This window comes from Ohtaekwangia kribbensis (genome assembly GCF_042676245.1).
In the GTDB taxonomy this organism is placed as follows: domain Bacteria; phylum Bacteroidota; class Bacteroidia; order Cytophagales; family Cyclobacteriaceae; genus Ohtaekwangia; species Ohtaekwangia kribbensis.
The window spans coordinates 989,352-1,007,848 of record NZ_JBHTKA010000007.1 but is presented as its reverse complement, the minus strand read 5'-3'; the positions used below and the strand labels follow the sequence as shown (position 1 = coordinate 1,007,848).

The following is an 18,497-nucleotide window of genomic DNA, read 5'->3' as shown; positions in this document are numbered from 1 at the left end:
ATAAAACGTTAACCGTGTTGCTATGGCAAATTCACACAGGCCGTGTTTCTTTGAGGCCCTACGCGCACCCCAATTAACCGCCAGGTTCTTCTATGAGAGATTTTCTTTTAGGACTGAAGATACGGATCAAGCTGCTGGCTGCATTCGGATCGCTCCTTTTGCTTTCAGTTCTGCTGATCGCTTTATCGGTTTCATCGATCCACAAGATCATACACTATAAATCCGTCAACGAAAAGATGGACGTACTCAAGCTTCGCCTCGAAACGCTTGACCTCGCCACCAAAGAATTTATATACGAAGGATATAAATCGAAATCATTCCTCGAAACGCAAAAAACACCTTCGCTGCAATCCTTCCATGAAAATTATACTGAAGCAAAGGCCATCATTACCGATGTTGAAAGTACAACACTGAAGGATCATGCCTTGCTTGCACAAAACCTGATTTCACCCTTGGACAGTCTGCAACACGATTTCAATTTACTGGTAGCGTTGTTAGGCGCGCGGGGCTTTAAGGATTTCGGACTCGAAGGTTCACTGCGCGATGCCATCCACACGGTGGAAAACTCTGGATTTGAATTTGACAAAGTTACGTTGCTGATGCTGAGACGACATGAAAAAGATTTCTTCCTGCGTAAGGACGTCAAGTATCAACAGGAATTCAACAAGCGTTTTGATATACTGCAGCAACAGATCACTTTAACATCCAACGCAGCTTTACTGGCATCGCTCGCGAATTATAAAGATGCCTTTAATAAAGTGGTAGCAATCGAGCAACAGATCGGGTTGAGCAACGATGAGGGTATACGCGGCCGCATACGGGAAAACTTTCAATTGATTCGTCCGCGCATTGAGACAATCCGCTCTTCGATAAAGAAACAGAATGAGACCGAGATTGCCCGCACCCAATGGATGCTATGGATTATCTTCGGCGTGCAGATTATAGCCGGTATTGGTATGGCCTTACTATATGCGGGTCTGCTTACAAAATCTATCACGGAAATCCGTAACGGTATGCAGAAACTGGCAAGCGGTATATTTCCGGATAAGTTACGGATTCATACCACGGAAGAAATCGGACAAACAAAAATTGCGTTTAATCAATTCATAGACCGTCTTCAGGCTGCGTCTTCTTTCGCAGAGCACTTAGGTTCGGGTGAACTTACGTATCGTTACGATGAACAATACGCAAACGATGTACTGGCACAATCGCTTATCAGCGCACAACAAAAACTTCGTCATGCAGAAGAACAGCAGCGAAAAATAAACTGGATGAACGAAGGTGCAGCGCGCTTCAATGAAATTCTCAAAAATGATTCAGAAGGAATCACCGTATTGGGCGACCGCATACTAAAGTTGATGGTATACTATCTGCAAGCCAACCAGGGCGCACTCTATATATTAAAAGGTTCTGCAGATGATGGACTACTGGAACGTATAGCCACCTATGCATACGACAAAAAGAAATATATACACGAACGTATCGCAGCAGGCGCTGGTCTTATCGGACAATGCGCACTGGAAGGAGAAACTATTCACCTGAAAGATATACCGAAAGACTATATCAAGATTACGTCCGGTCTTGGAGAAGCAACGCCACGTCACCTGGTTATTGTACCGCTAAAGACGCGTGGTGAAGTTAATGGAATTATTGAACTGGCTTCTTTCAATACAATGGAACAGCATCACATCGAGTTCATCGAGCGCATGGCCGAAAATATAGCCTCCCTCCTCGCCAATAAAATAACAAGTTCACAGCGACTAACGCAGTCAGATGAAACCCACGCAAAACTACAACCCGTGGAAATATTGATAGACGCTGAAGTCAGTTACTAGCTACCAGTTGCCAGCTGCTGGTAGATTTGTAGTAGGCTATATTTCGACCAGCATAAACGTTATATATAGCGGCTGCATTTTTCCCTGTGGCCAGAAGCTTGCAACCAGAAGCCAACATAGCCCAGAAGCTGCGGCTAGCAGCCATCTTCAGTTTTCTTTGATCAGTCTTCCCGATCCCGTTTTGGTGAGTCTTACAATCGGAGGATTGCCGCGGTATCGAACGCTGCCGCTGGAATTGATAAATACATTTACTACTTGAGTAGCATTCACTTCGGTGTCCACCACACTCGTTGAGTTCACGTGTGTACTATCGGTAACAAGATTAAACGCCTCGATACTGACAAGGTTTATACTGGAAACCGTAAAGAAATGTGAATAGCCACTGAATTTATAGGTGCCCAGGTTTTGAGCGTTCAGTCCGAGATAACCATTGATATGTATATCCTGCAGATCAACCGAGCCGGCATGTACTGACATGTTCAGTGTATCCGCCACCAATGGCTCTGTATTTTCTATTGAGCACGCATTGCACCACAACAGGTTTAAATCTTTTACCGCTACTGTCATGCTTCCACCAGCTGCATTAACCTGAAGTGTATTTCCCGACACGTTATACATCGCATCGCTGATGTTGGTGGAGATTACACGGTTATCAATGCCTGTAACCAATTTAAACTTTACACTTCCGTTCGACTGTATATAATCGAAGGAAGGAAGATTTTTAGCCGGTGTCTCTTCAATTTCGCAGCCGGCCAGGTTAAAAATGCATGCAGAAGCTATTACCGCTTGCGTAAACAGACGTTTCATAGGGCTGAATATAGCAGCCCTGACGAACGTAACCGGCAGTGTAAGATATCCGGAGAAAAGTACGAAACAGCTTTACGTACACCGGTTTACTATACCGCAAAGCCCCTCATACTTCAACGTATTTGCTGGATTTACCCGCGCTGTCTTTAAGACCTGGAAGCTCACCGTAAAAGCAGCAATCATAAAGACAACCAGCATCGGCACCATAAACAAAAACCATTGCAATGAAATCCGGTACGGATAATTCCTCAGCCAGCTATCCATCGAGAAGTATGCTATGGGCACAGATAGTAAAATAGCAACGGCAACCAGTTTCATAAAATCCGATGACAGCAATGTAATGATATTAAGCAATGATGCTCCCAATGCTTTTCGTATACCGATCTCCTTCGTACGCTGAACAGCCGTGTACGATGAAAGTCCTACAAGCCCCAGGCAAGATATAATTATACCCAGTCCGGTAAATATGGAAATGATTCGGGCGAAACGTTTTTCATCCATATACTGTGCATAGTATCGATCTTCTATAAATGAATACCGAAATGCATTTCCCGGAAAGAATTTCTTATATATAGTTTCAACCACCGGAATGAGTTCATCCTTACGCGCATCGGCTATCCGTATGGAGGTAGGGCCATACGTGCTATAGGTTGGCAAAAATACAATCGGCTCCATCGGCTTCTTCAACGACTCCTGGTGAAAGTCATTAACCACACCAATAATAGTCCACTTTCTGTTTCCATCAATAATCTCCTGCCCTACCGCTTCTTCTGCATTGGCAAAACCAAATAACTTCACAGCATTCTGATTGATGACGGCAACCGTGATGTCATCGAAATTTACTTTATGATCCGTAACCACAAACTTTCTTCCGGTTATAACCGATATACCATACGTATCAAAGAAATGATAGTCGGCACCAAGGAAACTTGTTGTATAGTGTGATTCAGTTGGTTGATTGCTTATCCGAAAATCAAAGCCTCTCCCCAGGCGATCTCCCGGCAAGCGGCTGGAAGTTGCAGCACTTGCAATGCCATTGGTATGCACCAGTTCATACTTGAAATTCTCAACACGCTCCACAAATGTTGAGTCCCACGCCATGAGTTCCGGCCCGTCCACAATCATTATATCATTGATGTTCATTCCTAAATCGGCCGTGTTCATAAAACGCAATTGCTTCGATACGATCAGTGTACCGGTGATCAACGTAGCTGACGCTGTAAACTGAAATATTACCAATGCTTTTCGCAGATAGTGTCCACTGGACGAACGTTGAAATTTACCTTTCAATACGCTAACCGGCTGATACGAAGAGAGCATAAAGGCAGGATAAAAACCCGACAGCAATATACCGCCTAGCATCACGCCAATAAATATAAATATACCGGAGCTATTCAATTCCGAAAGTACATGCCACAGACTCAATTGATGTCCCACTATGTCGTTAAAAGTAAACTGACATGCCTGTACACAAAGTATAGCGGCTACAAATGCAAGGCATGATATAAGCGCTGATTCAAAAATAAACTGTCCTACAAGCTGGCTCTTCATCGCTCCCATTACCTTCCGCAAGCCAACCTCTTTGGCCCGGTCGAGAGCACGCGAGGTCGTCAGGTTTATATAGTTGATCCAGGCTATTACCAGGATAAAGATTGCTATCACCAGCATGGCCCATACTGATTTACCACTGGCCGTACGGGCTATATCGTATTCATAGTCTGAGTATAGATGCGCGCGACTAAGCGGCTGCAGGTAAAATTTTTCAACACTGCCTGATACTTTATCGCCTTTAAAATATCGTTCACTGAAAACAGGAAATTTACTCTCAAGAGATTGATAGTCTGCGCCTGGCTTCAACACAATATAGTGTCTGAAATCAGACCATTTCCAGCTGACATCCGCATCGTTGTTACCTTCGCCAATCAGCGTTCTATACGACACCAAAGCATCAAACTGCAAATGCGAATTATCCGGCACATTCGCACAAACACCGGTCACTTTATAGGGTTGCTTATCACTTCCCCAGTATATTTCCTTACCAAGCGCATCCACTATATTGCTACGCGTCAGGTTAAAATATTTGCGCGCCAGGTCTTCCGTAATTACAACTGTATGTCCATCCTTCAAAGCCGACAAGCGTTCACCTGCCAAAAGCGGAAAGCTGAATACGGAAAAAAAATGCTCGTCTACCATCAGACTTTGATCGTCCTGAAAGTACTCATCATTAACCCGCGCATTAAAGGCTCCCGATGGCATCAGCCGGGTATATATCTCTATTTCAGCATAGTCTTTCGCCATAGTCGGACCTATAGTCGGGTATGTAATCGTACCATGCTGTATCAGCTTTCCGTTTTGAAACCGGTCGTTGGTCACCCGGTATATACGATCATACTTATCATGAAATTTATCGTAGCTCAGTTCGAACGTTACAAACTGAAAGATCAGCAGGCACGCAGCGAGGCCGATGCCAAGACCAAATACATTTATAGCGGAGAATACTTTGTTCTTCGCTACATTTCGAAAAGCAATGATTAAGTAATTACGCAGCATCATCGTATTGATCAGTTGGAAAGTAAATTTGTTCCGTAGTAAAATGCCGGGCCGGAAAAACTTCAGCGCACTCCACACCAACTTTCGCGTGGCGTTCCGTTCGCCTATACGCTTCACATCACGATAATAACGTTGCACCAAATCGCCCTCTATTTCTTCACGCAATTCTTCCGGGCAGATCCACCGCAAAAACTTTCTTGCAAAACGGGAAGGGTGTTCCTCCTGCATAGGTATAATTCAAACTATACTTGTGATTCAGACAATAAATCTCACAACACGTACCCTCCGTCAACGTATTTCCTTATATTTTGTTAAGCAAATATGTAAAATAAATATTACAATGGCAATGCCTGCGGCCCGCGCTATCCGCTACAAGTCCGCCATGCACGCAAACCCAACACGCTTCGGGCTTTCCGCTACTATCGCTATTGCAGATTCCGGCAAGCATACCGGACATCCCCCTTCCTGGCTCGGTCTCAAAAAAGTTAATAAAAATTATAAAGAACCGGAACCAATTATTATTCTTTGCGTTTTCTAGAATAAGACCGAACGGTCTAAAATTACAGTATCATGACAAAGTCAGAGCGAACCAGACAGTTTATTATCGAACAATCGGCTGCCATTATTAATAAAAAAGGAGTTGCCGGCACCGCTATATCCGACCTGATGGAAGCAACCAAACTTGCCAAAGGCGGCATCTATGGCAACTTTGAAAATAAAGATGAGATCTGCGTGGAAGCATTTGATTACCTCACAGGTCTGGTCGCTCGCGGATTGGACAGCGCCATAGCAAACAAACAAACCGCCCGCGAAAAACTGTTTGCACTCCTGGATTACTACCACGACAACCTCGCCACAAGCGAAACCGGAGGATGTCCTCTGCTCAACTTTGGCACGGAAGCAGATGACACAAACCCCGAGCTTAAACAACGTGTTGCCAAAGGAATAAAAAGAAGCCAGCAACGCATGATCAAACTTATAGAAGAAGGACAAGCAGCCGGTGATTTCAGCAAGCGCACCGATGCCAGTCTCTTCGCGCTAAAAATGTTCACCATGATTGAAGGCGCAATCTTCGCATCGCGGGTAACCAACAATAAAGCCATGATGAAATCAGTAGTGGACATGCTGAAAAAAGAAATTGACGCGCTCTAGTTTTTTTTAACCATAAAAAGACCGATCGGTCTAAAATAAAAATAAGAACACATGAACCCGAACAATCAAAAAAACACAATACAAAAATGAAAACCCTGAAAGAAAGTCACGCAGCAATCAGCACAGTGCTTGCATTTGCCCTCATCCCCCTATCGGGCTTCGCCACCGATATATACCTTCCATCCTTCCCTGCCATGGCCGTATTGTTCGGCACCAGCCAGGCAGATATACAGCTATCGCTTGTGGTGTTTGTGGTTAGTAACGGTATCAGCCAGTTGTTCGTGGGCAGTCTGCTCGATACATTTGGTCGTTATCGTTTAAGCATTGCATCGCTTGTTGTTTTCGCATTGTCGAGTTTCATCATTGCTGAGACACACAGTCTGCCGGTGTTGCTAAGCATGCGGATTATACAAGGCATTGCCATAGCATTGATCGTTGTCGGCAAACGCGCTTTCTTCATCGATCTATATACCGGCAGCCGGTTGAAACACTATACCAGTCTGTTCTCCATTATGTGGGCCACAGCACCCATCATCGCTCCTTTCCTGGGTGGCTTTCTTCAGCATTACTTTGGGTGGCAGTCCAACTTCTATTTCCTCGGTTTCACCACACTGGCTATTCTTACACTTGAACTGATCTATAGCGGAGAAACACTCAAGTCACCGCAGGTCTTTAAAGTCAGCACACTTTTAAACATCTATGCATCAAAACTAAAAACCTTCGACTTCAGTGTCAGCCTCTTCATTCTGGGCTCAGCATTCTCTATGGTTATTGTCTTCAACATGGCAAGTCCATTCATTATTCAGCATATCTTCCATGCATCGGCAGTCACCATCGGCTATTGTTCACTTTTATCAGGTGTAGCAATTCTGGCGGGGGGATTAATCAGCAAGTCAATGATCAACCGTCCATTGGCTACCAAGATGCGTATAGTGGCACCGTTGCTGATTACCTTTTCAACTGCGATGATTATGACCATGACCTATCTCCCTTCGCTGGTTACATTCATGATCATCGTTATCCTGACGCACATGGCCAGTGGCTTTACCTTTAATACATTCTATACCTTTGCGCTGGGCCGCTTCTCATCCAATGCCGGCATCGTAAGCGGTATTACCGGGGGCGGAACCTATATTATCACGTCAATACTTAGCTTTAGCGTTATTACCGTTCTGCAGGTGCAGGATCTTGTTATGCTCGGTACCGCATATCTAACACTAGCCACGTTGATCAGCGTAGCATTCATTATCTTCTCTTTCGCACAAAAGCGTATTCTCGCTATACAAGCACAGACAGTAGCAGCAGTATAAATTCTGTTGATTGAAATAAAGAAAGGTTGCCTCCTTTGGGGACAACCTTTTCTTGTTTCTACCGTCACGAAAGCTATTAATACATGAAAAACTTTTATCAGCCGTTTCATGAATTTCTCTTTTTTATATAGTATTATGAATTGTTGAAATTTCAACCGGAACTTGCACTACAACAAACGCTGTGTCGCATGGCAGACGTAATACGCTTTCATATACTTGCTCACATTCTAATTTCGTTTACAGGTGCGTTGCTATTGCTGGCAATCTGGTATAATATCAGCGATCGGTTCAAACAGATTCTACAGGAAGATAACTCTCCAAAACGCGTTGATAAAGGCTTGCTGTATTTAAGCCTGGCGATCTTCGTATGGGTGGTTGCCGGCTGCTGGGCATATATAGGCAATACGTCTCATTTTTCGCAAACACTATATTTCAAAACCGGGAATAATCTATTCTCTATTATAAATGATCTCTTCCTGTTTCTCGCGTTACGCTATGCAGATCATGCGCCTCAGTTTATTCACAAGCATACGAAGAACAGCGTTCGGATCATTGTTCTCATTTTTATTCTGGCTCTCCTTACTTGTGCTATACCGTTCCTTTCAGGAGTACACAACGAGGTATATGGAGTTCGGATAAGCGCACTTCCCGACCTTGTTCTATCCGGCTTCTTAACGTTTCTGCTCATCGTTACTTTCTACAGAACATTTGCAAACCGCGGGCTACAGATCGTTGCTGTTATTTCTGTCATTGCCATTGTCTTTATATTCGTTTCCATCCTCCCCGATGCTTTCCCGGATTTGTATGATGACTTCACAAAAGACCTGATAAAAATTACAGCTAAAACTTCGTTCATTGCCATCACACTGGTGCTGGCAACAAGCTGGGTTATTCAACTCGCGAATACACCTAAACCCAACGAGATGACGATTAGCTTTATGGATTGGTCTCTCATAAAAATTACAATCCCTTCCAAGGAGATATTTGGCGCAACGCTTGAGTTTGGCTCGAAGACCACACAATATATCAACCTGCTGAAGTTTGCCATCCGGAGAAAACACGGAAATGAGACAGCGCAAAGTATTCTGATTGGTCTCGGGGGTGAGATCAACAATCAAACCTATCTCAGCCGCATCATCGACAACATGAATGAAATTCTCAAGCTGGAAGAAGATCAGAAGCTGGACAGAAAAGATCTTTTTACATTCATCGGCCAGGGAAAGTACCGGCTGCGGATCATTCCGGAGAATATCAAGATTGATGAAACATTACTCCGCGAATTTATCAATTCACCTGGCAATCAAGAGTATAAGTCCATTGTAACTTAATGTAACCGCAGTTACACATCGTTTCTTTCCATTACTTTTTACTATTCTTTACAACAGCACTGGACTCTCGCATTACCAGCCAGATACATTTGGGCATTACCAAAATCCCTAAGCCCATGGCAAACATCTGGCTCAAGAAAAGTATCACACAACTGATGAACGAAGCCTCCGGCAACGACAAAGGTCTCAAGCGAACCATCGGCACGATGGGACTTATTGCACTTGGTATCGGAGCAATTATAGGGGCCGGATTATTTACCAGCACAGCAGAAGCCATCGCGAATCATACCGGCCCTGCCGTGACAATCAGTTTTGTTATCGCAGGTATTGGTTGCGCGCTGGCGGGTCTGTGCTATGCCGAGTTTGCTTCTATGATTCCGATCGCGGGCAGCGCCTATACCTATGCGTATGCAACGATGGGCGAATTCATTGCATGGATCATCGGGTGGGACCTCGTGTTGGAATATGGTGTTGCCTCAGCCAAAGTAGCTACATCGTGGTCAGAGTACCTGAATAAATTACTCAGCAATGTTTTTCATATTCAGATTCCGTATGAGTTCTCACACTCCCCATTCCAACAAGCGGCTGACGGAGTGCACGGTATTATGAATATACCGGCTTTATTCATCATCCTGCTGTTATCGCTTGTGTTGGTGAGAGGTGTTAAAGGATCATCGCTTGTGAACAGTATCATCGTTGTTATTAAAGTAGCCATTGTGTTGCTGTTCATTGGCTTTGGATGGTCCTATATCAATCCTGAAAACTATACTCCCTATATACCAGCCAATACCAACGTATCGGGCGAATTCGGCTGGACCGGTATATTTGCCGGAGCCGGTGTTGTGTTCTTTGCATTTATAGGATTTGATGCTGTTTCCACCGCTGCACAGGAAGCAAAAAATCCACAACGCGATATGCCCAAAGGTATATTATTATCATTATTGATCTGCGTAGTGCTATATATACTCTTTGCACACATATTGGCCGGTGTTGCCAACTATACAGAATTCAGAACCGTTGGACAGGAAGCATCCGTTACTTATGTTATCGATACCTATATGAAAGGCTATGGCTGGCTGTCAACGTTGATCACGATTGCTATACTGGCCGGTTTCTCTTCCGTAATACTCGTTATGCTCATGGGACAATCGCGCGTATTTTTCTCAATGTCTAACGATGGCCTGGTACCAAAAATATTCTCGCAGCTTCACCCGAAATTCAAAACACCCTGGAAGTCAAACTTTCTGTTCTTCATTTTCGTAGGACTCATCGCTGCCTTTATACCAGCCTCCATCATCTCCGACATGACCGTGATTGGAACATTATTCGCCTTCGTGCTGGTATGTATAGGCATTATCGTTTTGCGTAAAACAGATCCATCGCTCCCCCGCCCCTTCCGCACGCCGTGGGTGCCGGTAATTCCGATTCTGGGTATTCTCGTTTGCTCCGGATTAATCTATACCCTTGGTCCTGCTAACTGGCTGCGGCTGATCGTCTGGCTGATCGTTGGTGTATTTATATACTTTAGCTATGGGGTTAAAAATAGTAAACTGCAAAACGGGAAGGTCTCCTGATTATGAGTCAGGGGTTCATCATATTTTTTGAAGGCAAGTGCTCCGCAACATATTCACTCGCAATATATACCCTATTGAAGAAGCGTTTGCAATAGGAATGCTGTCGAGAGACAACCTATTCAAAAGGCTATCGGCTTGCTGAGCATGTAAGGAAGCCGTAGCAATTAGCTGAAGAACTACCAGTAACAGGTGGCGGCATCCTCTATCCATTAATTATTAGGTACCTGAGAAAAGTTGCTCGCTATCAAACTGGAAACTTGAAAGAACTTTGTTAAATTTCAATTTTAACTGATCGGTAAAAAGAGCATCAGGCGAAAGACAGGAGACTACAACCAATTTCTCACCATTGTAGTATATCGATAACATAACTCTAACAATAATCCCTTCACTAGTCCCTTTATATACAAATGATGCAACCGTTACATGTCTATGATTTTCGTTATGACTGGACAATACTTTGAATGATCCAAGTCGCTTTTCATTTGCAGTCAATTCCATTTTAACATACTGGTCAAACGAAAGTGAATCAGGAATTTTCCCTGAAACGATCGAAATAGATTCTCCCAACGGAAGTTTATCAGCAAGTCGCGTCTTCGGAATGAAAGCAACTATATTTGGTTTTTCAACCATTTTATACCAATCAGAAAGAGCAAGAATTGAATATCCATTTCTATGAAAATAACGTCCGTTTACAGTCTTGGACATTAATATCCCTGCATTGTAATATTCTTCTACTATTCCATCCCGCCTATTTAACCAATTGCCAGTCTTTAAATTTTTTTCAAGAGAACCTTCTTCTATTAACTCTCCACGCTCATCAAAATATTTGAATGGACCGTTCTTCAGTCCTTTCTCAATTACACTGATCTCTCGAATTTTCCCATTTTCATAATAAATCTTTAAGGTATCCGTCTGTATGCCGTTTAAAAAAAACGTTCTCCTCTCCACAGTACCATTCGGAAAATAAAACACAGATGGACCATCCTGTTTTCCATCCTTAAAAGTGGCCTCTATCTTAATCGCACCATTTTTATAATACTCCTTTACGACTCCATTTTCTAAGCCATTCTTAAGCGGAGTTTCTTGCTGCAGTTCTCCAGTATCATAATATGTTTTCTTGACATTTGAGGTGGTATTATATATGTATATACCTCCTCCGATCACAATAAAAGCCAATAAGAATAAGTATCCCTTCATTGAGTTCATTTTGTAGTAGTCTTAAAGGTATCCTGAGCGAGCTATTTGTACAACTCAATAGACAAACTTATACCAAGTATATATCCTTTCGTAGTTGGTGAACCAGGCGCTCTTTCCCTCACTCAACACCAACGGCTTTTAGGCATATGGTAGACTGCGAGTGTTTAGTCGATAAATGATCCATCTCTTTTTCGCTTATAAAAAATTGCAGCATCCTCACTATTCCTTGAGCTGACCTCAAAAGTCTCAATTACATCTACGTTATTCCACTTCTTAATTCGAGGATATTTTTTTTTATTGAAAGGATTTTTGTCTATTGTCAATACCCATTTCGGTCGGTTTTCTGACAATTTTAGAAAGGCCGGGTATAATGAAGGGTATAGATTATACTGCTATACTCTTCTTATTCATTTATCTAGAGTTTCATCTCTTCAACACCCAACTAGTTTTACAAGGCCTCCAATGTTGGAGAGGCATACCTCTAAAGTCTAGTAAGGTCAGCTTACCTTTGCATCTCACAAAAAGCAACCTGCTTCCTTCATATTCCTTTGGTGTCGTTGTCGTGCAAATAATCGTGTCGCTATATGTTTGAATTTTACCCATTTGATTCTTTTGTTCTCCAGCCTTTCCAATACGCCTCTCCCTACCTGTATTAAACGTATAATCGGTCATCATAAATGAGGAGTCTCTTAATTCAAGAACGGAAAGTTGATAAAAATGTCCGCTTGGCGAATAACTATCACCACGAAATTCAAAACACTGTATAGATTGCTTTTGAAGTACACAACCGTTAAGTGATGCAACTAGAAAGATAGCAGCTACCGATAAATATATCTTCATTTTTTCCTATATGATGTTGGAGAAATTTTTCCTTTGTTGACAGCCTGAATGTATTTTATGAGTTCCCTCGTTGAATTAAAGTCAGATGTCTTACCATATACTATTGGGCTTCCGCCTCCTCCATAATTTAACCTCTCTAAAATTCCTCTCTCTCGCCGAAATAAGTTAGTATATTCAACAACTCGGCCCATTTGAGTTGCGTTCCCGTCACCAGCAGCCATAATTCCTAAATGATGATGGCCTAAATACTCATGCTCGAAAACTCGAGCCATGTTTTCATCTCGATGGTTCATCCCAAAATACTTCCATCCTTTTTCTGCACCGCCATGCGCACCAAAATCCGCGAGATCAATATTATTTCTATTAATCGTTCCCTCGCCCTGCATCCAAACCTTCTCAGAGCTCCCTCCTCTTACCTCTCCCGTTTTATCGCGAAGATTATAACCAAAAACTAGCTCCCCATGCTCATATCCAGCATTTGTATCTTTGAGTTTTCCTACTAATAGACTTGTGGCCGTTGACGACTGAGACAAATCGGAATCAATCTCCGGCATAGTACATCATACCTGTTTTTGAATTATACCCAACTTTAATACCAAACTCGCTGTTAAACATCTCTTGAACCTCAACAGGTACAGACGATAACACTTTACCTTCGCTATTTGTAAAAACTGTTTTAATAGAATCTCCATTAACGTCTATGTTAATGACAGGATTGTTTCTAACATATTGGTACAACGAGACATCAAAATACTTTTCTCCAAACCTGTCATTCACACCAAATCGCCCTATCTCTGGCTGGTACATCCTCATTCCATAGTCCAACCAACCTAGATTTATTTCATCCTGCTCCTCTTTCTCATTAAATTTATATAACTGAGGCTCCGTATTCTCTTGTTGAAAGGAGTTAAAGGTTAAGCCAAATGGATAATACCCCTGACTTGCAATAACAGGCGATTTCGTGTGTTCAACATTAAAGTCATCAAAATATACCTCAACCTGGCTTCCGCCTAAAGCCACGTTGTCATTGCTCAGGTAAAGATAAACATATCCTGGTTTCTTTATCACCAGTTCTTTTGAAAGTAGCTCATGGGATACGTCTGTTCCGTTTTCTTTGGCGACCTCGGTTATCCTTACAAAACCTCCGTCCAGCACGTTGTAGTCTCTATCGAACACTATATAATTCAGATAGGCTTTTGGAGCCGTGCCTGCTTCGTTGCTCTTGCTTAGAAGACTTGCAAACGGATTAGGATTTGTATTCACCCTTCAGGCTATCTGATTTACCGTAAAATGAATATTGAATGGCGTCCAACGCATCAGCCTTTATAATAAGTATACTATCAAGTGGCGACTCTGTTAAAATTATGCTAGCAGGTTGAGCGGATATAGAACAAGATATAAAAAATAGAGTAATGATTAAACTTATCCGCATTTTGATATAGTGTTAACCGCTACTCTATTCAACAATTTATATATGCATAACAATTATTACCCATTAAGAATGAATGACCTGTCATTCATAAATTTGTTGAGCAAGATTTTGATTTGCTACTAATGTCTAATTTTTGACCTTAATATCGGTTCTAACAAAACCTAATATCTTGTCAACAGGTTTACTAGCATTATAGCAGCATTGTTCAGTGGACAGTGAAATTGCCCGCTGAAGTAATAAAATTTCATCCTTTGTTATTGGTAGGAATTGTATTGGCGTAGTCAATCTGCCACTTACTTCATAATCATAGAATCGGTATACTTCACCAGTATCCGTAACCGCCTTCCAATAGTAAGACTTAAACTCTTTTGATAACCCCTGTTTCCAATTATTACACTCGCAATCAAAATGTAGTTTTAGTTTTTCGTTAGTGGAATCTTTTTTATCAATCACTAGATAAGTAATTCCGCTGAAATACCCTTTTCGTATAACAACATGCGCTCCTCCTGCCTTATTGGTATAAATCTTAGATGTACCAGAACAAGCAATAAAAAAACAGGGGGATTATTAATTTTACATACTTCATTATTAATTTCAAATAACTCATAATTAACTAGTCTTTTTCTTCAATCTCACCTGAATTCCTAACGGAAATTCGATTAGTTGTAGTAACAGGAGTCGGTGTCATTACATCAGATTTTGAATATTCACCATAGTGCAAAAGATTACCACTGGACTTTCTATAAGTTTGATAGATTGGACCAGTAAAGGTATTCCTAAAAACAAACCCTATTGAGCTTGCTGCAGCTTTGTTTCCATAAACTGTTGCCCCATCTAAAGCCTTACTTATTCGATCAGTTTGATCTCCTGTCGGATAAGTTAAATCCGGATTACCACCAGCCCAGCATTGTCCCAACAATACTGTTGTTTGGTAACCGGCATAGCCTTGCTGCAAAGTTTTAAAAGCATCATCACTCTCTTTGCTGTTCAAACTGGCCGTTCCGAATTGTCCAGCATGATAATCAATTGTTAAATTTTTAACATACCCATCTGAACCAAGTTTATCTTTCATTTTATTAACTGCTTCTGTTGGGTTTCCAGCGCTTATGACTTTCAACTTGCCTAAGCTAAGAACCTGCATTGAACGTGCTTTTATGTTATCGACCGTATATGCGCTAGAGAAAAAGGCTCTTAAACCTTTAAGAGGACCTTTCATACTCGCCTTTAAATGTTCCCTGTCTTGCTTTCTTAATTCCGCGTTTGCAACAACCATAAAATTCATTCCCTTGGTCCTGCTTGGATCTACTTCATCCCCCAACGGATCATTATACAGAATGGGATTATCATTCATTGAACAATAAGGACTAAAGTCGTAATTGATTTTAGGATCTATCTGCCACCATCGACCTATTGTCGGATCCATTGTTCTGTAAAATGCCTCATAAACATTTAGTCCTAAATCGTCCTGTTCTTTGATGCCATTGAACTTGTAAGCATTTTGCATGCTGTTCTCTCTCGAATACGAGTTAAATGACAATCCAAACGGATAGTAATCTTCCGCTTGTATTACAGGAGATTTGGTATGCTCTACATTAAAGTCATCAAAATATACTTCTACCAAGCCTATACCACTTTTCTCGTAGGCACAGACCAGCCCTGCGCAACCTTTTTCAAAGAACAAAAACAAGCTATTAGCTTGCAGCTTAAAGATAAGCCTTCACCACCGGGGCGACAACTTTTTATTTTCATTTGAAAAAAGAAGGTGCTTCCTAACTGCTGCCCAATTGCTCAGATCTTCGCTGCCTGATCTTAATGGATGGCATGGACTTGAACGCTATACTCACTGATCGCATCACGCTCGATGATTTACTCTATAGAAAAAGACGTCACGCCTCTGAGACTGGTAATATATACCTGAACGTTAATAAAATTCTTGTAGCATAAAAAAAACGGCCGCTTGGCTGGTTCTTCATTATATAGTATATATCCGTTGTTGACGAAACCTACACTCTTGTCCTCACACCACATAGCTTATAGTAAGGTCTGTGCCATTTAAAATACATCTTGTCAAGAGTTGTGATCTGATCTACTCAAAAGACACACTATTAATTTTTGTGCCTGGAGGCAGGTTCTTTATCTGATGATATATCTGAGACTGTATGTCCCAATAAACTTCCAAATCCGCAACTTCGTAATTTTCAAACGAATCAACGCCTCCCAAAAATAGGGGTTTTTTATATCCAATACATTGGTCAAAATTGATTCTAGGTTTCTTTAAGGATTTCAAGGCTTCTAAGAAGTTATCTTCAGCTAAAGTCTCCAATCTATCATCGACCAAGGTTTCATTGTGAAAAACTTCAAGACTCTCATTTAATAAAAAATCTTCTGCTGTTGCCGGATCAAACATGAGTATACGATCTGGAGTCTTCAAATCGAGTGCAAATTGCCGCCCCATCCAGTCGAAAGAAAAAGGGCATATTTTATCTTTATATGCAGCAAAGTAATTACCTATTATTGATTCCCAATAATAACTGGAGCTAAATGTATGAACACGATACAAACCGTTGTCAAGACTACTCCCACCTAATTGAGCCATTAGAGCGCGGAGCTTATCTGGCATGTTTCGCGACAAATGAATCGTATCCGAATCAGCAATAATTCTATTAGAGATAGCAATATTAGAGGTAAACCTTGAAAACATTTGTTTCATCTTTTCTTGTAGGGAAGATAAATAACTTTATTTACTCTAGTCGCGTCTGGAAGGTGTTGGATTTGTAACTGTATCTGTTTACCAAAACTTGCATTAACACTTCCATCTAGCGCTTGAGTGTTGGAAATTGCGTTAGTACCACCTAACTGCAAATCTTTTATGTGATCAACTTGCTGACGTGGTGCTAAAGTTCCGCCAGCTTTGATGAATTTCGATCTTAAATTTGAATCTCTAGCGACTGGGTTTTTTGTGACTACGGTCGTAGGGTCATCAGTCAGTGCGGCAGCCTTTGCAAAAGCTTGCTGATTTTGGGATGAATTCCAAGTCGATTTTCCCTTGATCACTAAATTTACTCCTTCGTCAACTTGGCTGAGAGCATCGTCAGCTTTATTAGCAGGGGAACCACTGGCTCCCTCCATGACCATCTGCTCTGCTTCCATAGGTGCTGTTGCAAGCTGGGCAACAACTGTAAATCCGGTCATTAAATTCTCGTCATCGCTCGCATCTTCGTTTCCAAGCATTGTATTATATGTGGAACCGAGATCAGTAAAGTAAGAGATGAGAGTCATTAGGCCCTGCTCAATTGCCCCCGGTTGATTTTCTTGGGGTTGTTCCTTTGGTCTTTTGTCTTCCGTCTCGACCGCTTCTAAACCTTCAAGTTCTACGTAGCTTGTAACCTTGTTCTCACTAAAAGCATAAGGAGAGTTGTAATAATACTTCTCCGCGAGAGGATCAACATTAAAGAACCTGCCTATATCTGGCTGATGATTTCTCCACTTGAATGAGTCCCATTCTAAACTTAGATCATCAATGTGTTCTTGACCTTGGAACTTAATTCTATTAAAGATTCCATTTTCCCTCCTATACGAATTGAACGTCAGACCAAAAGGATAGTATTCATCAGCTTGAACAACAGGCGATTTGGTATGCTCCACCTTGAAGTCATCATAATATACTTCGACCGGGCTTCCACCTAAAGCCGCGTTGTCATTGCTCAGGTAAATATAAACATATCCTGGTTTCTTTATAATGAGCTCTTTGAGAGTAGCTCGTGAGGTACACCGGTGCCACTTTCTTTGGCTGCTTCCGTCAGCATGGTCACAAACAGAACTCGTGGACAAGAGCAGGGTATCGCGCGTAACGATTGGCAAGTCTTAACGCGGGGAAGCTATACCTTCTATTAATGCTGCCAAAAATTGCTGATGTCCTCGAAGTACCACTCGGCTACCTAGCGGGCGAAGGCATCAACTCCAACTCGATGAGGAGAAAAAAGAAAACACTATACGATCTCATCGATACTTATATACGCGATGCTAAAGCTAGAAAAGCTTACTCATAAAAAAACCAGCCGCATGGCTGGTTCTTCATATGTAGTTGTATAGTATCCACTATTTGTTAGAATGAGCATCATTCGGAGCTGATTACTCTAAATTTCCCGTTCTCCCTTATCCGTTCCAATTCCGTTCCAATTGGTGAATTTAAATAGTCAATAATTGCGGGATCATAATTCGCGATTGTATTAACATCATAAATTGCCCAATTGTCTGCATTATCAACATATTCCTGATCCTCCGTTCCAGACAAGAATCGCCAGCCACTATCATGTTCAAAATCAGGCTCCATACGATACATGAAATCAATAAGTTTACCCTCGACAGTTATTTTATCAGTTGCCATACAGCCTCCCATTGGATTGATCAATTGTCGAATCTTGTCTCCTGTAATCTTATATTTCTTCTCCATACTTCGTATTTACTTAAGT

Annotated in this window: 16 protein-coding genes; 7 read left to right on the top strand and 9 right to left on the bottom strand. The window is 41.8% G+C overall.

The window, feature by feature from the left end:
- Window positions 1-92 precede the first annotated feature (92 nt).
- On the top strand, window positions 93-1,835 hold the full coding sequence (locus tag ACFQ21_RS19265; protein ID WP_377581337.1) for a GAF domain-containing protein: 1,743 nt from the start codon (window positions 93-95) through the stop codon (window positions 1,833-1,835).
- A gap of 147 nt (window positions 1,836-1,982) precedes the next feature.
- On the opposite strand, the gene ACFQ21_RS19260 is transcribed toward ACFQ21_RS19265, so the two are convergent.
- Window positions 1,983-2,642: a GIN domain-containing protein gene (locus ACFQ21_RS19260; protein ID WP_377581334.1), complete on the bottom strand. Its 660-nt coding sequence runs from the start codon at window positions 2,640-2,642 to the stop codon at window positions 1,983-1,985.
- A gap of 72 nt (window positions 2,643-2,714) precedes the next feature.
- Window positions 2,715-5,420, bottom strand: coding sequence for an ABC transporter permease (locus ACFQ21_RS19255; RefSeq protein ID WP_377581332.1), 2,706 nt, complete (start codon window positions 5,418-5,420; stop codon window positions 2,715-2,717).
- A gap of 342 nt (window positions 5,421-5,762) precedes the next feature.
- Here ACFQ21_RS19255 and ACFQ21_RS19250 point away from each other — a divergent pair, with 342 nt between their 5' ends.
- The 4 genes from ACFQ21_RS19250 to ACFQ21_RS19235 all read left to right on the top strand — a co-directional run bounded on the left by ACFQ21_RS19250 (window position 5,763) and on the right by ACFQ21_RS19235 (window position 10,556).
- Window positions 5,763-6,344, top strand: coding sequence for a TetR/AcrR family transcriptional regulator (locus ACFQ21_RS19250; RefSeq protein ID WP_377581329.1), 582 nt, complete (start codon window positions 5,763-5,765; stop codon window positions 6,342-6,344).
- An 86-nt stretch (window positions 6,345-6,430) separates the two neighbouring features.
- Window positions 6,431-7,654, top strand: a complete 1,224-nt coding sequence (locus ACFQ21_RS19245) for an MFS transporter (RefSeq protein WP_377581326.1) — start codon at window positions 6,431-6,433, stop codon at window positions 7,652-7,654.
- Window positions 7,655-7,842: 188 nt separating this feature from the next.
- Window positions 7,843-8,982: a hypothetical protein gene (locus ACFQ21_RS19240; protein ID WP_377581324.1), complete on the top strand. Its 1,140-nt coding sequence runs from the start codon at window positions 7,843-7,845 to the stop codon at window positions 8,980-8,982.
- A 116-nt stretch (window positions 8,983-9,098) separates the two neighbouring features.
- Complete coding sequence (locus ACFQ21_RS19235) at window positions 9,099-10,556, top strand: amino acid permease (protein ID WP_377581321.1); 1,458 nt, start codon at window positions 9,099-9,101, stop codon at window positions 10,554-10,556.
- Window positions 10,557-10,772: 216 nt separating this feature from the next.
- On the opposite strand, the gene ACFQ21_RS19230 is transcribed toward ACFQ21_RS19235, so the two are convergent.
- From ACFQ21_RS19230 to ACFQ21_RS19215, 4 genes are all read right to left on the bottom strand, one after another.
- Window positions 10,773-11,762 carry a hypothetical protein gene (locus tag ACFQ21_RS19230; RefSeq protein ID WP_377581318.1) on the bottom strand — a complete coding sequence of 330 codons (990 nt, stop codon included), beginning with the start codon at window positions 11,760-11,762 and terminating at the stop codon, window positions 10,773-10,775.
- Between the two features lie 827 nt (window positions 11,763-12,589).
- Window positions 12,590-13,147, bottom strand: coding sequence for a hypothetical protein (locus tag ACFQ21_RS19225; protein WP_377581315.1), 558 nt, complete (start codon window positions 13,145-13,147; stop codon window positions 12,590-12,592).
- Window positions 13,134-13,856 carry an RHS repeat-associated core domain-containing protein gene (locus ACFQ21_RS19220; RefSeq protein WP_377581312.1) on the bottom strand — a complete coding sequence of 241 codons (723 nt, stop codon included), beginning with the start codon at window positions 13,854-13,856 and terminating at the stop codon, window positions 13,134-13,136. Before ACFQ21_RS19220 ends, ACFQ21_RS19225 begins: the two co-directional genes overlap by 14 nt.
- 782 nt (window positions 13,857-14,638) lie before the next feature.
- Window positions 14,639-15,706 (bottom strand): RHS repeat-associated core domain-containing protein, encoded by a 1,068-nt coding sequence (locus tag ACFQ21_RS19215; protein ID WP_377581309.1) that lies wholly within the window; start codon window positions 15,704-15,706, stop codon window positions 14,639-14,641.
- 140 nt (window positions 15,707-15,846) lie between these two features.
- Between ACFQ21_RS19215 and ACFQ21_RS19210 the strand changes: the two genes are divergently transcribed.
- Window positions 15,847-15,969 carry a hypothetical protein gene (locus tag ACFQ21_RS19210; protein ID WP_377581306.1) on the top strand — a complete coding sequence of 41 codons (123 nt, stop codon included), beginning with the start codon at window positions 15,847-15,849 and terminating at the stop codon, window positions 15,967-15,969.
- Between the two features lie 142 nt (window positions 15,970-16,111).
- Here ACFQ21_RS19210 and ACFQ21_RS19205 read toward each other — a convergent pair whose 3' ends face one another.
- Complete coding sequence (locus ACFQ21_RS19205) at window positions 16,112-16,735, bottom strand: T6SS immunity protein Tdi1 domain-containing protein (RefSeq protein WP_377581303.1); 624 nt, start codon at window positions 16,733-16,735, stop codon at window positions 16,112-16,114.
- The gene (locus ACFQ21_RS19200; protein ID WP_377581300.1) at window positions 16,732-17,670 is read right to left on the bottom strand and encodes an RHS repeat domain-containing protein; all 939 of its coding nucleotides are present in this window, start codon (window positions 17,668-17,670) and stop codon (window positions 16,732-16,734) included. Before ACFQ21_RS19200 ends, ACFQ21_RS19205 begins: the two co-directional genes overlap by 4 nt.
- 248 nt (window positions 17,671-17,918) lie before the next feature.
- Between ACFQ21_RS19200 and ACFQ21_RS19195 the strand changes: the two genes are divergently transcribed.
- Window positions 17,919-18,074 carry a hypothetical protein gene (locus ACFQ21_RS19195; protein WP_377581296.1) on the top strand — a complete coding sequence of 52 codons (156 nt, stop codon included), beginning with the start codon at window positions 17,919-17,921 and terminating at the stop codon, window positions 18,072-18,074.
- Between the two features lie 68 nt (window positions 18,075-18,142).
- Here ACFQ21_RS19195 and ACFQ21_RS19190 read toward each other — a convergent pair whose 3' ends face one another.
- Window positions 18,143-18,478 carry a DUF2185 domain-containing protein gene (locus ACFQ21_RS19190; RefSeq protein ID WP_377581293.1) on the bottom strand — a complete coding sequence of 112 codons (336 nt, stop codon included), beginning with the start codon at window positions 18,476-18,478 and terminating at the stop codon, window positions 18,143-18,145.
- Window positions 18,479-18,497 lie beyond the last annotated feature (19 nt).